Below are 15,837 nucleotides of genomic sequence, written 5' to 3' on the forward strand. Positions count from 1 at the left end.
TATGACAATAAGGCAATAGCCATGACTAATAAGTTAGCGCTCTTAACATCGATATCTATTTTGTCTGTTGGTGCAGTTAGTACTATCACCCCTGCCCACGCTACCATCAGTTGTGCTGGTTACTTACCCAATAGCTATTTTGAGCGTATCGAAAACAATAAGTCTTTTGCTGGCAAGTTGGTCGAGCAAACCGATGGGTCGCAGCAGCTACAAGACCTAAACGGTAATGTCATCATAGACAATCTGACCGATGCTTATATATTGATGGACACTTACTTGCTTGCCAAACAGCATGGGAAATATGGTGTCGTCAATGCCGCTGGCAAAACTATCGTGCCTTTTAAGTATGATGAGATTCAAACGGAGCCTGATATTGCGACCAGCTTTATCGTCAGTATTAACACCTCAAACAATGCTAGCAATGCCACTAAACAAGGCATCATCAATCGTCATGGTGACTGGGTTTACCCGCTAGCAGATGTTCGTATTCAGCACGCACACTACGTCCCTGATTATGACCAAGATTACTTTATAGTTCATAAAAGTAACGGGCTAACAGGACTGCTCGACGATAGAGGTTACTGGGCAATTATGCCGCAGTATGATGTAATTAATCCGCTGAACGCTTGTACTGGCGAGCCACTATATTTACAAGTCAGTCTGCAAAATAAAACCGCGCTTATTGATCAGAGAAATGACGTAGTTATCCCATTAGCAGCCAACCAACATATTGAATTGTTTAATAGTTATGGCGATGTGCCGTTGTTTTTGCGCAGTACTTTAATCACTGGTAGCACAGCTGCTGGCATGAGCGAAGACATTCAAGATGAAATAGTTAGCGCCCAAATTATTGATGCTAATGGTAAGTTAATTCTCTCTTCGGACGCGCCCATTAGAAAGCTGTTATATCACCAACTTTATACTTATAAGCAGGCTGGCAAGATTGGTCTACTTAACGATAAAGGCAATGTCGTATTAGAACCTCAATTTGATAGCTATCGTGATGACGCGGATAAAGTCTGGCTTGAAAAAAATGGCGAGATGATACATTTAAATACATTGCTTGAATTGGACTAAGCGCTTATTTTCTCAGCATCAGCTTTACTGTTTTTTGATTTTAATAAGTATATGGCCTACACAATAAAAAACCCCACCGCTAATTAATAACGGTGGGGTTTTATTTTAAAAATATCTGCTGATTCAAGCAATTTCATTAAGCAGCCTACACTTTACTTTATAGTCTGCATTTAGATCGCTACTTAGTAGCCAAGCCGCTAAGCTCACTCATCAGCACTGACAATGTTGATAAACCAACTTGCCCATCTTCATCTTCACTATAGAGCTCATCGAGCTTGTGCATCTCTGTCTCAACAGATGCTAGCTGATCGAGATGACGTGAACGCCACTCGCTAAAGGCTTGCTTGGCATCTGGCTTCGATAATACTGCATCCATTAATAGACGCAAACTACGTGATAGCTCATTTACTAAGGCATGACGCGCACGGCGATCCCAGTAGTCATGCTGTGGTAAAGTGGCGATATTATCCATCATCCAATCTAACTGCAAGACGTGATACGCCTCGAAGTATAATGTTGCAATTTCATCGACAGGACGTTCATATTGTTCAGCCAGTAACGCCGCATCAAGCGCATCAACGTGGTAAGGCAGCATAGCAAACATTGTCGCATCACTCTCCGACAGATCCTCTTGCATCAAGCTGGTGGCATCTTCTTGCAAGTACTCTGCAAATTGCTGTTCAATGAACCCGCCAGATTTAGTCAATTTCTCAACACTTTCTCTAAAGCGGCTAATCATATCAGCGACTTGCAAATCTTGCCCAAAGGCATTGATAAACCAGACAACACCTTGCTCAAGCGCATCGCGTAGACGTAGCTCAAGGTTTAACAATAGCGTTGCATCGACCTGATTATCTAACGCTTCAAGCGTTTTCCATGCTATTGACACATTAAAGACATCACGGCTAATCGCATAACCACGAACAATGGTTGCCAGCGACTGGTCTGTTTCCTCATAAAGACGGAATAGAGCCTCAATACCTAAGCGGTTAACCACACTATTAGTCAGATAAGTACTGATAATCTCGCGATGCAAGCGGTGCTCAGTCATCTCATCAAAGAAACGTGAGGCCAGCTCATCAGGGAAGTACTTACGTAACTCATTAACGAAGTACGGATCATCTGGCAAATCGGACAACAACAAGTTGTCATACACCCACATTTTGCCATAAGCCATGACGACTGCTAGCTCAGGATTGGTCAGGCCAGTAGTTGCTTTTTGACGTTTGGCAATTTCTTCGTCCGATGGTAAATACTCAATCGCGCGGTCAAGACGCCCTTCACCCTCTAACATCTGAATGAAACGCTGATGATCACTTAAGTTAGCTGCTGCACGAATGTGACTAAGCTCAATCGCTTGTGGTTGTAGATAGTTTTGGCGCAATACTAATTCTGCAACGGTATCGGTCATGCTCTCAAGCAATTCATTGCGCTGTTTTAAGGTCATATCACCTTGCTCAACGACTTTACCAAGTAAGATTTTGATATTGACTTCATGATCTGAGCAGTTAACGCCACCTGAGTTGTCAATAGCATCGGTATAAATACGCCCGCCCGTTTGTGCATATTCGATACGACCTTGTTGAGTAAAGCCTAAGTTACCACCTTCACCAACGACCGCTGCACGTAGCTCATTACCATTGATACGTAACGCATCGGTAGCACGGTCACCGACATCAGCATGACTTTCGTTTTCGCTTTTCACATAAGTACCGATACCACCATTCCAAATAAGATCAACAGGCGATTTCATTAGTGCAGTGATTAACTCATTAGGCGCTAGATTATCTTCACTAATATCGAACAGCTCTTTCATCTCAGCACTGATAGCGATGCTCTTATCTTGGCGTGAGTACACACCGCCACCTTGACTGATGAGCGACTTTTCATAGTCATCCCACGTCGAACGAGGCATTTCAAACAAACGCTCGCGCTCTGCATAAGAAGCAGCGGTATCCGGATTAGGATCAATAAAGATATGTAGATGGTTAAAGGCAGCGACTAGCTTGGTATGAGTAGATCTCAGCATACCATTACCAAATACATCACCGCTCATGTCACCGATACCGACTACGGTAAAGTCATCACGGTTTTGAATGTCCATACCGCGCATACGGAAGTGACGTTTGACCGATTCCCAACCACCGCGTGCCGTAATGCCCATCGCTTTATGGTCATAGCCAACTGAGCCGCCTGAAGCAAAGGCATCGTCAAGCCAGAAGTTATATTCAGCAGACAAAGCATTAGCAATATCAGAAAAACTTGCCGTGCCTTTATCGGCTGCCACTACCAAGTACGGATCATCCTCATCATGACGCACGGTGTTGGCTGGCGGGACAATTTTTCCATCAACGATATTATCAGTGACATCTAACATACCGCGTAAGAATGTCTGATAACAGGCGATACCTTCGGCTTGGAACGCTTCACGACCATCTGCCATGGTTTTAGTTTTGACAATAAAGCCGCCTTTTGAACCAACAGGGACAATTACTGCGTTTTTGACCATCTGTGCTTTGACTAAGCCCAGTACTTCAGTACGGAAATCTTCCATGCGATCTGACCAGCGCAGACCACCACGGGCAACTTTACCACCACGTAAATGCACTGCTTCAACGCGCGGTGAATAAACAAATATCTCAAACATGGGCTTAGGCTTGGGCAGATTTGGAATATCTGCTGCCAAAAACTTAAACGATAGGCGATCTTTACGCTGACCATCGGTATCGGTTTGATAGAAGTTGGTACGCACCATGGCATTAATCAAATCTAAGTACCAACGCAAGATACGATCTTCATCTAGACTATCTACATCTGCCAATGCCGCTATAATTTTCTGTTGAATCTGAGTGGTTTTTTCTCTACGTTCATCTTCATTATACTTAGGATTCATGCGCGCATCGAACAGACTGCCTAAAGCCACACTGATAGCACTATTTTTTACCACAGTTTGCTGTATATAAGCACTAGAGAAAGGCGCTTTTGCTTGTATCATATAGCGTGATAATGCACGCAGCACGACCACATCATAAGTATCTAGCTTAGTAATTAGTACTAGCTCGTTAAAGGAGTCACTCTCAACGCGTCCTGCCCAAATTTGCTTCAGACTGTCTTCAAACTGACCACGAACCACTTGCATATTGACCGTATCGACGTTTTCTAAGATTAGCTCATATTCTTGCATCCAAATCGGCTGATCTGGCAGATCAAACTCGTAAGTTTGTGCTGAAATAACCGACACCCCAAAGTTTTCAAGAATCGGCAACACTTTAGACAAAATAACTGGTTGCTCACGTCCATACAGTTTCAAATGCAACTGATTGCCCGCGTCTCCTGTTGACTGATATAAATGCCAAATCATTGGCTGCTCATTGGTCAAGCTAGCCAGACGTTTGGTATCTTCAACCGCTGTACGAGCATCGAAACGCTCTTCATAAGCAGCTGGGATATAGTTTAAGAAGCGACGTGTTAAGGAGTTAGCTTGTTGCTCGCCAACATTATCAAGCAGCATTTGCTGATAATGATCAGTCCATGACTCCATAAGTGCTGATAATTCAGCCTCAAGCGCAGCGTTATCTACACTATTGACTTGACCTGGTACCGTACGGACATGCACATGCACGCGAGCATGTTCAGACTCATTGAATTCAGTAGTAAAGCCAGATGATGTACCGCCATAAGCATCTTTTAGTACTTGCTGTACTTCAATGCGCAATTCGGTATTGAATTTGTCACGGGGAATATAAACCAGACACGACACAAAACGTTGATAATGGTCAATACGACTAAATAAGCGCAGACTCTTTTTATCTTGTAATTGGCTAATACCAGAGACGATAGGATATAACTCTTCGACGCTGGCTTGAAATAAGTCATCGCGTGGTAAAGTATTGATGACATGCATCATTTTATAATAAGCATGGCCTGCACGTGGCAAGTCAGCCATTGCCATGATTTTATTAGCTTTTTCACGTAATAGCGGGATTTGTTGAACTGTAAGCTGATACGCTTGTGAGGTAAGTAGACCGATAAAACGATACTCACCTACCAATCTACCATTGTCATCAAATTTATGAATACCCAAAAAGTCCATATATACTGGACGATGAATAGGTGACACTCGACTTGACTTAGAAAGCATTAGTACACGCGGCTCAGTCAAAAGTTGCTTAAGCTCTTTAGGCAGTCTATCAAAGCTTTCAGATAGCTTATCTTCTTCGGCGCCGCGTAATAGACCAAGACCACTATTACCGATTGCAAACAAGTCTAGGTCCGCGTTTTTATTGATACCACCTTGTTTACTATCGTCAGTTGTATCAGTGACGTCAATATAGTTGCCACCTTCAAGGCGATATTCACGATAGCCTAAAAAGATAAAATGATCGTCTAATATCCAGTCTAAGAACGCTTGAATTTCTTGCTGAGAGTAAAAGACCTCAGGTAGTGGTTTTTGCGCCAGCTCAGCCTTAATATCAGTCAGACGCGAGCGCATCTCTTTCCAATCACCAACTACAGTATCAAGCGTATCAACCTTGTCTAAAAGTATTTGATGTAGCGCCTCTAACTCATCATTATCTTGGTAGGCAATCTCACAGTGAATTAGTGACATATGAGAAGTTGCGCTTTCATGGGCGCTATCGACGTGGGTAAGATTACCGTCTTCGTCACGCTTAACACTAATGATCGTATTATAAGTACGATGGACATCAATACCTTGTGCTTCAAGGCTCATCAGCATTGTATCTACCAAAAACGGACGGTCATACGCCACCATTTGGATAATAGTATGTGAGCTATGAAAATGCTGCTCTTCAGCAATTGGGTTAAAGACGGCCAATTGTGGCTTACTACCCTCATAGGCTTTTAGTAGCGTAAAATGGTGTAGTGCCATACCTGCCAAATCTGTATCATCGATGACATCTGCAGTCTCATGATGGAGCGGTCGATAATAGCTGTTAATAAAATGATCAAGTAGTGATTTATCCTTTTGCACATAACTGGTGGCAATATCACTTATCTGGCCAATACGCTCTTTTGTGATACCAAGAGAGTTGGGCATAGTATCCGTCCTTTTTATAAATTTGATTTTTTAGATTAATATTAATTACTTTTAATGGTATCTATTAGCGAATATTTACGATGGTATGTTAGCTTGAGATCGATTTGAGCTAAAAACACTGAATCGGTCAAACCACTGACTCTTTTACCTTAGAACCCATTTCTTACGATAAGCTAGGTCTTAAAGATCCTTGGCTCAGCTATCTATCGCTAATCTATTGGATTGTAACGCACCTATCAACATAGCTAAAGTGTAAAAAAATATTTCATGAATATTTATTGTCTTAATAACCTTTATTCATAGGATAATTGTCTATTATATCGTCAATTCAACCCTAATAACCTTTAAATATTCATTTATCCAAATAGTCTACGCCATTGATAAGCAATTGTTCAACAAATTTTCGTTATATTATTTTTATAGTGTATTGAGTGTGGCTGGCAAGTGGATACTCATGGCAATAGGTACGACTTTTTTGTTAGAATACGGCAGTATGTTTGACAGTGCTTTACTGATTCGCTATTAACGCTTAATTAAGGGCAAGACGTATGATGAATATTTTGGTGATTGGCTCAGGTGGTCGCGAACACGCATTGGCTTGGCAGTGTGCCAAAGATGAGAATGTGCAGCACATCTATGTCGCACCTGGTAATGCAGGCTCTGCTTTAGAACCTAAATGCCAAAATGTTATCTTAGAAGCGACTAACAATGACGCTAGTGAACACAGTGCTGTCATAGAGTTTTGCCAGAATAATGCTATTGATATGGTCATCGTTGGTCCTGAAGCCCCATTAGTTGCTGGTATTGTTGATGCTTGCCGTGGGGCTGGTATTCAAGCATGGGGGCCGACTGCATATTGTGCACAACTAGAAGGTTCAAAAACCTTCGCCAAAGAATTTATGGCACAAAACAGTATTCCTACGGCTGCCTACCAAGGCTTTACGGATGCCGCAGCTGCCAAAGCCTATATTGATGAACAAGGTGCACCAATTGTCATCAAAGCCGATGGACTTGCCGCTGGTAAAGGCGTTATCGTTGCTGAAACTATTGAACAAGCACATGAAGCCATCGATGATATGCTGGCAGACAATAAATTTGGAGACGCCGGTAGCCGTGTGGTAATCGAGCAATTTTTGCAAGGTGAAGAAGCCAGTTTTATCTGTATGATTGATGGTAATAACATCTTACCAATGGCAACTAGCCAAGATCATAAGCGTGCGTTTGAAGGTGATACAGGTCCAAACACGGGCGGTATGGGAGCATATTCTCCAGCACCAGTCGTTACTCAAGATGTCCACGATAAAGTCATGGCGCAAGTCATTCAGCCAGTGGTCGACGCAATGAATGCTGCCGGTCACCCTTATACTGGATTCTTGTATGCAGGCCTCATGATCGATGAAGCAGGAGATCCTTATGTCATTGAATTTAACTGCCGTTTTGGTGATCCAGAGACGCAGCCTATTTTGATGCGTTTGCAGTCGTCGATGGTAGATCTAGTTGCACAAGGACTAGCAGGTCAACTACCTAGTGATGCTAAATGGGATACCCGCCCTGCTCTTGGTATCGTGGTTGCTTCAAAAGGCTATCCTGAAAGCTCGTCAAAGGGTGACGTGATCGCTGGTTTGCCAGAATTAGATGCTAATAATAATAATCCGGTAAAAGTATTCCATGCTGGCACAGCGTTTTCTCATGATAGCAATACAGATGCTGCACATAGCGACAATACTGGAAACACCAAAGAAGTTATCACTAACGGTGGACGTGTATTGTGTGTGACTGCTTTAGCAGATAGCATTTTGGACGCTCAGCAAGCTGCATTAGCAGTGACGGCTGCGATCAGTTTTGATGGTGCGCATTATCGCCGTGATATTGGTCATCATGCTATTGCACGTGAACAGTCTTAATATAAATCATGCTTTAGACAATGTTTTTGATGCTCTGTTAAGCTGTAGAGTTCCAACCCCAGTCTCAGTACAAGCTGGGGTGATTTTAGTGCTTCTAATGAGTTAAACTCTCAATAATGGCATTTTCAATTCAGTACTAATTTCTTAGTATTCAGCTTGCTGTAATAGTACGAAAAAATAATATTACAGCAAGTACGACACCTTTAATTCGTGAGCACTAGTTTTATAAAATCACTTTTATTAGCATTATTAATGTAACACCATCATTCGTGCTATGACCTACGGGTCAGTACGATTTTGTATGCTAACCTTGCATCTCACTTGTATTGTTAGTCTTAAACCCGCAAATCAGTACAACCTGATGAATGGTTATATTTATGGCACATGATCCGTCTAGACCTTCTAATAATAAGCAATCAATCGATAGCCTAAAAACTTCTGGGTTTGAACGTCGATTATCGATTGCCAAGACTTCCCTAAATATTGGTCGCCGCTGGGCAGGCAATAGTATGTCTGGTATGTTTTTGGATAAGCAGGCACGCTCGAAGCGTAATCAAGTATTTATGGAGGCGCAGGCAAATTATGTCGCAGAGGAGCTAGGTAAACTTAAAGGCTCAGTAGTTAAAATTGGCCAGATGCTAGCAATGTATGGTGAGCATATATTACCGCCTGAGATTACTCGGGCGCTACAAACACTTAACGACGATACCGCTACTCTTACTTGGCCAAAAATAGAACAAACTTTACAGCATATCTTAGGAGATAAGCTCAGCGAACTTGAGGTTGACTCCGTTCCTATTGGCACAGCTTCCCTCGCCCAAGTCCACCGTGCAACGGTACTAGAAACAGGTGAGCAAGTGGTGCTGAAAATTCAGTACCCAGGGGTGGCCGACGCTATTAACTCCGATCTTGCACTATTTAAGCGTTTATTGAAAGTAAGCAATATCGTTCCGCAAACACGGGCACTTGATACATGGTTTGAAGAGATACGTGACCTGCTCCATCATGAAGTTGACTATGATGCAGAGGCGGCAACGACAGAACGCTTTTATGAGCGCTTAGTCGATGATCCTCGTTATGTGGTACCTAAGATTAATCGTAAATACTCAAGTAAGCGTTTACTCTGCATGACTTATGAGCCTGGGGTTTCCGTTACCTCTGAAACATTGCAACTAGTGCCGCATGAACGACGCAATGCTATTGGTCAAGCAGCAATAGAGATCATGATGCAGGAGATTTTTGTCTGGGGTGAGATGCAGACGGATCCAAATTTTGGCAACTATTTAGTACGTATCAGCGATAATGTTGATGAGCCAGATAAACTGATATTATTGGATTTTGGCGCTATCCGTCAGTTTGATAATACCCTACTTACCATTGCTCGTAGCCTATTACGCGCAGGCTATCATCATGACCATCAAGCAATGATGGAAGGTATGACAGGCTATGAATTTTTTAATACGATGAGCGATAAAGTGCGAGCAGATATTGCATCGTTATTCCTACTTGCTACAGAGCCATTCAGTCATCCTGATGCTAATCCTGATATCCCTGCAGATTGTTTAGATGAGCAAAAGCGTTATATTTGGGCTAATAGCAAATTACATTCGCGTATCTCAGCGAGTGCTACTCGTGCCATTCAATCATTTGAATTTAACCTACCTCCTAAAGAGTTTATGTTTATTAGCCGTAAGTTTATCGGTGCTTATACGTTTTTGACAGTAATAAACGCTTATACTGACTCCGAAAAGTTGGTAAAACCTTTTCTATAAATAGTCAGGTAGATACTAAAAAAACCGCTTCTTCTGGAGCGGTTTTTTTAGTATCTAATTTTATTTGCTTAGGCTATTTTATATGGTTTATTTTGAGGGTTGTTGAGTAATTTTTATCGTTTATGTTTTTATTATTTTTACTTAGGCTATTTTTTATCGTTAACGCTATCTTCCTCTACAAACCAATTATCAAACCTAGTTTTATAACCTTCAGGCTTGGTCATTGTTAACTGCCAGCATGTCTCTCCACGAGCCAAGTACTTTACCTCAAAGTGCGTACGCTGGTTATCAGATGGCACCTTATGACGCCTGTTTGGCAATTGCCAAATACTCAATGCTTGCTGTTCTGCATTATCCATATAAGATTCTATATTAGTCGCTAAAATGACTTCACCACCTACTTGCAAGCGTGATAATAAAAATTCAAAAAATGGCATATTCAGCCATTGTTGGTTAGGATTGTGTTGTTCAGGGTTTGGATATAGCAGATAGATACTTGCAAGACTATCAGGAGGGATAGCGTGTACAGTCCAAGCGATAGCATCAGCATGAATTGGAGTTAGGTTGTCCAGCAGCTGTTGATTAAATAGTTTGGTAAAAGCTTCAAACTTATTACGTGTGCGCTCAATAGCAATCAAATGCTTTTCAGAATGTACTGCTGCGAAACTTAACGCATGCTTGCCCTTCCCTGCGCCAATCTCCAATATTAATGGCAACTTATCGCCATCATCTTTATTAGCTGTATTTTGGATAACCTCTGGAATAAAAAAGTCGCGCGGGGCTGAGAGCTTTTCTGGTTGGAATACACGTACTTGCTTGTGTGAAAGCGTTTGCTCATGATTCATCAGTTGTCCTTACTTTGTTCGTTGTAATTTTTGATAAAGTGTCAATTTAAATAAAGGTCTGATTATACTGCAGACTAAATAGAGGTATTATTGTTATAACCTATACGATGCTACAGAAATATCACTAAAGTTAGTTTGATATACCCTGCTCTATATTTGTCTTTTTTTGACCGCGTGCTATTATAACGGCTCTTGTTCACTGATCATACTTTCCTTCATAACCATGAGGCTAACCTCACTTCATTATGACGCAATCTACCCCCAACTCCACACCCAAAACTTACCCATGTCCATGTTGCGGCACTAAAACTGCTTGGCAAGACAATAAGTTTAAGCCCTTTTGTAGTGAGCGCTGTAAGCTTATTGACCTTGGCGCTTGGGCGAATGAAGATTATAGCTTGCCTGCTGAGTCTACGCCATTTTCTGATGAATTTTAACTTGTTGTGATCCGTATATAGTGCCATATTATATGGCTCGTTTTGAGTAACTCATTACCTTAATAATCCAAGGATGTCTGCATGTCAGCTACTTATCTGATGCCTACCTATAATCGTCAGCCGATCAGCTTTACCCGTGGTTCAGGGAGCTGGCTATATACCAAAGATGATACTCCGTATTTAGATGCGCTCACTGGCATCGCAGTATGCGGTTTAGGGCATTGCCATCCACAAGTGACTAATGCTATTCAACAGCAAGCAGCTACCTTAGTTCATACCAGTAATTTATTTGGTATTGACTGGCAAGAGCGCGCGGGAGAAGCGCTTTGTGTTGCTGCGCAAATGGATAGTGTGTTTTTTGCCAATAGTGGTGCCGAAGCTAACGAAGCTGCACTAAAACTTGCAAGGTTATATGCTCACCAGCAAGGCTTCAAGCGTCCAAAAGTCATCGTCATGGAGCAATCATTCCACGGTCGTACTTTATTATCATTATCAGCGACCGCCAATCCTAAAGCGCGTGAAGGGTTTTTTACTTTAGATGATGACTTTATCCGTGTGCCGTTTGGTGACATTGCAGCTATCAAGCAAGCCGCTCAAGATCACGATGATATTTGTGCAATATTCGTAGAGCCTATTCAAGGTGAAGGCGGCCTTAATACTGCAGCTAATGGCTTTACCTATCTGGAAGAGCTACAAGCGGAATGTGACGCACACAACTGGCTCTTTATGATCGATGAAGTACAGACCGGTAACGGCCGCACGGGCAAATACTTTGCTTATCAACATAGTAACGCCCGCCCTGATGTATTGACTACCGCTAAAGGCCTTGGTAATGGTTTTCCAGTCGGGGCGTGTATGGTACGCGGACGTGCTAATGGCTTGTTTGGTGCAGGTAGTCATGGCTCTACCTATGGCGGTACACCGCTTGCAAGTCGCGTAGTACACAGCGTCTATGATGTGTTAACAAATAGCGGCATAATGGAAAACGCGGTAACCGAAGGTCAGTTTATTCGTAAAAGCATAACAGACGAATTGCAACAGTATGGCGTCAGTAGCCGCGGTGCTGGAATGATGATAGGTATTGCTTTGCCTGATACCATGGACTGTAGTCAGCTGGTTGACCATGCACGCGATGAGCAAAAACTAATCATCAATGTCACTGGTGGTCATGTTGTGCGCTTATTACCGCCATTAAATATAAGCCGTATTGAAAGCCGGCAAGTCGTTGAGCGTTTGATTAATCTATTCAAACCGTTATTTTAAACAATACTTTTTGCAGTTGTAACTCAATTTTAGATACGAAAGAGCCCTTAAATCAATATTAATTTAAGGGCTCTTTTTACGTTTTTTTAACTTAGACTACATTAACCATTAACAAGCATGAAAATATTTTTTCAACACTTCTAAACAGCGAGTAATCTTTGCAGGTTGCTGTTCACGGTTTAAGGTGACTGCATATAATACAAAGCTCGGTAATTGATAGCCGGTTAATACTTCGACCAAATCACCGCTTTCTAACTCTTTTCTAACATCCATCTCCATCATCCTAACCAAACCATGACCCTCTTTAGCCAAGGTAGTAGCCATAAAGACATTATTAGTATGGATACGGGAGTTCATCTTTGTACGTGTTTTCTTACCTGTTTCAGTCTGGGTAAGATCGACTTGATTAGAATCTTTCATGATATCAATACAAATCAGCTGATGTTCAGCGAGATCTTTGGGGCTCGTAAGCTTTTTATGCTGACGCAGATACTGGGGTGAAGCAATAAGCACTTGTCGCACATCTGTCAGCGGATGGCTACTCAACGTAGAGTCATTAATCGTTGGACTCATACGTATCGCAATATCAATACGCTCATCAATCATATCGATATAATGATTGTCTGCCAGATAAGTAATACTTAAGTCATCGTGCGCAGCCATCCATGTAGATAAAGCTGGCAAAATATGATTTACGCCAAGTTCTGGTGTAGTAGCAATACGCAAACTACCCGCTAACTCATCGCGCAACTGATTGACTTTAATTCTACCTTGCTCTGCAGCACTAACCACATCTCTTGCTGCTTCATAAAAACTTTCACCAGCTTCGGTCAAGCTTAGCTTACGAGTAGAGCGATGCAATAACACCACACCTAACTCATTTTCTAATGACCGAATTTGCTGACTAACTGCGCTAGTTGTGATACCAAGCTCACGAGCTGATCCACTAAAAGAGCCATGTCCGACCACACTGGCAAACACGGCCATACCGCGTAAATTATCTAACATACTCTCACCTGATAAATTTTCTAATTTTTAATATAACTTAATCAGTATAGCTGATTTTATATATTTTTCATATTACCATACGTCAGTATGATTAATTATTGGTATACAAAAATATCAACAACATCAATATCTTGGTGTTTGACTATGATAATTTGTTGTTAGACAATATTACTCAACTGTTGCTTTAATCATTGAAATTTTCAAAAAAAAATTTAGTTGACTGTTTAATATAAATTAACATTCTACTCGATAGATAATTTAAGCATATATATGAAAGTTAAACATGAACATCGAGTATGTTTAAAATATTAATGTCTAATAATTGGGTAAAAAATAACATATCAAATCAGCATATCATGCTGATAAAATTATTTACTGAAAAATATATGTTGGATGTTAGATCAGCTTAACTTTACCCATTTTTCCTTCACCACGAGACAATAAATACTGCATGACAGGCGACTCAAGTAGCATGGTTTCCGCAACTGAGGTCGCTTGCTCAACCCGTTGGCGCTGACGACGTTCAGGCGTTTTATTCTCATCCTGCATCACACTATTGTCTACCTGTAAGCTAATATCCGCCTCTGGGAATTGTTGCTGGAGCTTGGTAGCCAGCTCTTGAAAGGTTGCTTGTAAATGCTTGCTATCGACACCGGTCACAAATATTGCTTCGCCATTGCAACTACCTGTCATCATACCTTGACGAGCAAGTGCCAGCTCATCTTGAGCAAGATTGCCATCCTCACGAGCTTCTTGTAACCAATAGTCCCACTTCTCTGGCGTCCATTCTCCCATGAGCTCTTGCACTGGACAACGTAGTAAAGTACGTGGGTCATCAGATTGTGAGATTAACTGAGAATCATTTCGACTCGGCTCAGCAATTGGTTCAGGCTCAGCAATTGGTTCAGGCTCAGCAATTGGTTCAGGCTCAGCAATTGGTTCAGGCTCAGCAATTGGTTCAGGCTCAGCAATTGGTTCAGGCTCAGCAATTGGTTCAGGCTCTACGCTATCGTTAATTGATGACTCAGAAGTTTGAGGTAGTTTAGAAAAATTATCTATAACAATATTAGTATCAGCCATTTTGATAGACTGATTAATATTGGCTGTATCTGTTGCAAATGCACTTTCTGAGAAGTGAGCTTCATTGCCCGTCATCTTATTAGCACTTTGCTCAACACTATTATTAACTTCTTCATTAATAGCAACTTGCTCATGAACATTACTGACATTATCAAGATTATAAGGTTGCGGTTCGTGCAATGATGCAACATGACCTACAGGAGCTATAGGTTCTGATATATCTGTTGAGCTAGTTGACTCAATAGAATGAGACTTTAAGACTTCATCAACAGGTAATGGGCGAAACGCTAATAGACGTAAGATACACATCTCAAGTGCTTGCATTGGCGTACTAGCAAGCTTGATACCTTCGCGTGCTTGTACTACGATTTCATAATACAACTGCAAAACATCAGGACTAATATGCTGGGCCAGTGCATTAATATCTTGTGCTTGCGCTTCATTTACATTTAAAGCGACTTCCGGTAATAGCTGCGTCAAGGCTAATTGATGCAGTAGTTCAGCGAGTCCATCAAACATGCTAGTGGCATCGACCATTTGCGCGCGCATCTGCTCAATATGAGCGGCAACTGCAGACTTATCATGGTTGTAAATATCAGTAATCAAGCTTACCAAATCAGCGGCATCGATTAAGCCAAGCATAGCATTAACTGTAACATCATCAAGCGCACCTTGACCAAAGGCAATCGCCTGATCGGTAAGAGACAGCGCATCACGTACGGAGCCTTTTGCAGCACTTGCCAGCTGCCAAAGTGCAGGCTGCGTATAGGCAACTTGTTCTTGAGTCAAAACGTTTGCTAAATGCTCACTAAGCAATGTCTGCGGCAAAGGACGCAGCACAAACTGTAAACAGCGCGAGATAATAGTAATCGGCAGTTTTTGCGGATCGGTGGTCGCAAGTAGAAACTTAACGTGCTCAGGCGGCTCTTCTAAGGTTTTGAGTAGCGCATTAAAGCTGTGCGTAGACAGCATATGCACTTCATCAATAAGGTACACTTTATAGCGGCCTTGGCTTGGCGCATAAGGAACATTATCAAGTAGCTCACGTGTGTCTTCAACTTTGGTACGCGAGGCTGCATCAATCTCAATTAGATCGATAAAACGACCTTGATCGATGGCGACACAATTATCACAAACACCGCAAGGCGTACTGGTCACGCCAGTATCACAGTTCAAACACTTAGACAAAATACGAGCAATCGTGGTTTTACCAACGCCACGTGTCCCAGTAAACAGATAAGCATGATGCAGACGATTATAATCAATCGCGTTAATCAACGCTTGAGAGACGTGCGTTTGCCCAATTAACTCATGGAAGTTTTTGGGGCGGTATTTACGCGCTAGAACTTGATATTGCTGCGACATAGCTATCCATTGTGCCAAGTGGTTAGA

General features: G+C 41.9%; 9 protein-coding genes. 5 read left to right on the forward strand and 4 right to left on the reverse strand.

Annotated elements, in window-relative coordinates:
• Positions 1-21: 21 nt before the first annotated feature.
• Positions 22-1,077: a WG repeat-containing protein gene (locus ACTQ9S_RS01140; protein WP_440453365.1), complete on the forward strand. Its 1,056-nt coding sequence runs from the start codon at positions 22-24 to the stop codon at positions 1,075-1,077.
• A gap of 178 nt (positions 1,078-1,255) precedes the next feature.
• On the opposite strand, the gene ACTQ9S_RS01145 is transcribed toward ACTQ9S_RS01140, so the two are convergent.
• On the reverse strand, positions 1,256-6,136 hold the full coding sequence (locus ACTQ9S_RS01145; protein WP_440453366.1) for an NAD-glutamate dehydrogenase: 4,881 nt from the start codon (positions 6,134-6,136) through the stop codon (positions 1,256-1,258).
• A gap of 551 nt (positions 6,137-6,687) precedes the next feature.
• On the opposite strand from ACTQ9S_RS01145, the gene purD reads away from it, so the two are divergent.
• Together purD and ACTQ9S_RS01155 are read left to right on the forward strand one after the other, a co-directional pair.
• The gene (purD, locus tag ACTQ9S_RS01150; protein ID WP_068039174.1) at positions 6,688-8,040 is read left to right on the forward strand and encodes a phosphoribosylamine--glycine ligase; all 1,353 of its coding nucleotides are present in this window, start codon (positions 6,688-6,690) and stop codon (positions 8,038-8,040) included.
• 377 nt (positions 8,041-8,417) lie between these two features.
• Positions 8,418-9,812 (forward strand): ABC1 kinase family protein, encoded by a 1,395-nt coding sequence (locus tag ACTQ9S_RS01155; protein ID WP_068035950.1) that lies wholly within the window; start codon positions 8,418-8,420, stop codon positions 9,810-9,812.
• 146 nt (positions 9,813-9,958) lie between these two features.
• Here the strand turns inward: ACTQ9S_RS01155 and ACTQ9S_RS01160 are convergent, their stop codons facing one another.
• Positions 9,959-10,657 (reverse strand): DUF938 domain-containing protein, encoded by a 699-nt coding sequence (locus tag ACTQ9S_RS01160; protein ID WP_440453368.1) that lies wholly within the window; start codon positions 10,655-10,657, stop codon positions 9,959-9,961.
• A 245-nt stretch (positions 10,658-10,902) separates the two neighbouring features.
• Between ACTQ9S_RS01160 and ACTQ9S_RS01165 the strand changes: the two genes are divergently transcribed.
• Both ACTQ9S_RS01165 and ACTQ9S_RS01170 read left to right on the forward strand, forming a co-directional pair.
• Positions 10,903-11,094 carry a DNA gyrase inhibitor YacG gene (locus ACTQ9S_RS01165; RefSeq protein WP_068035953.1) on the forward strand — a complete coding sequence of 64 codons (192 nt, stop codon included), beginning with the start codon at positions 10,903-10,905 and terminating at the stop codon, positions 11,092-11,094.
• 81 nt (positions 11,095-11,175) lie between these two features.
• Positions 11,176-12,357 (forward strand): aspartate aminotransferase family protein, encoded by a 1,182-nt coding sequence (locus ACTQ9S_RS01170; RefSeq protein WP_440453370.1) that lies wholly within the window; start codon positions 11,176-11,178, stop codon positions 12,355-12,357.
• A 108-nt stretch (positions 12,358-12,465) separates the two neighbouring features.
• Here ACTQ9S_RS01170 and ACTQ9S_RS01175 read toward each other — a convergent pair whose 3' ends face one another.
• Positions 12,466-13,365, reverse strand: a complete 900-nt coding sequence (locus tag ACTQ9S_RS01175; RefSeq protein ID WP_068327889.1) for a LysR family transcriptional regulator — start codon at positions 13,363-13,365, stop codon at positions 12,466-12,468.
• 396 nt (positions 13,366-13,761) lie between these two features.
• Positions 13,762-15,810 (reverse strand): DNA polymerase III subunit gamma/tau, encoded by a 2,049-nt coding sequence (gene dnaX, locus ACTQ9S_RS01180; protein ID WP_440453372.1) that lies wholly within the window; start codon positions 15,808-15,810, stop codon positions 13,762-13,764.
• Positions 15,811-15,837 lie beyond the last annotated feature (27 nt).

The sequence above is a fragment of the Psychrobacter sp. ASPA161_9 genome, from assembly GCF_051970275.1.
Classification (GTDB): Bacteria; Pseudomonadota; Gammaproteobacteria; order Pseudomonadales; family Moraxellaceae; genus Psychrobacter.

What these genes read in the sequence shown, in the direction of transcription:
- ACTQ9S_RS01170 (WP_440453370.1), top strand. Translation starts at nt 11,176, where the DNA reads ATGTCAGCTACTTATCTGATGCCTACCTATAATCGTCAGCCGATCAGC.
- purD (WP_068039174.1), top strand. Translation starts at nt 6,688, where the DNA reads ATGAATATTTTGGTGATTGGCTCAGGTGGTCGCGAACACGCATTGGCT.
- ACTQ9S_RS01145 (WP_440453366.1), bottom strand. Translation starts at nt 6,136, where the DNA reads ATGCCCAACTCTCTTGGTATCACAAAAGAGCGTATTGGCCAGATAAGT.
- ACTQ9S_RS01165 (WP_068035953.1), top strand. Translation starts at nt 10,903, where the DNA reads ATGACGCAATCTACCCCCAACTCCACACCCAAAACTTACCCATGTCCA.
- ACTQ9S_RS01140 (WP_440453365.1), top strand. Translation starts at nt 22, where the DNA reads ATGACTAATAAGTTAGCGCTCTTAACATCGATATCTATTTTGTCTGTT.
- ACTQ9S_RS01175 (WP_068327889.1), bottom strand. Translation starts at nt 13,365, where the DNA reads ATGTTAGATAATTTACGCGGTATGGCCGTGTTTGCCAGTGTGGTCGGA.
- dnaX (WP_440453372.1), bottom strand. Translation starts at nt 15,810, where the DNA reads ATGTCGCAGCAATATCAAGTTCTAGCGCGTAAATACCGCCCCAAAAAC.
- ACTQ9S_RS01155 (WP_068035950.1), top strand. Translation starts at nt 8,418, where the DNA reads ATGGCACATGATCCGTCTAGACCTTCTAATAATAAGCAATCAATCGAT.
- ACTQ9S_RS01160 (WP_440453368.1), bottom strand. Translation starts at nt 10,657, where the DNA reads ATGAATCATGAGCAAACGCTTTCACACAAGCAAGTACGTGTATTCCAA.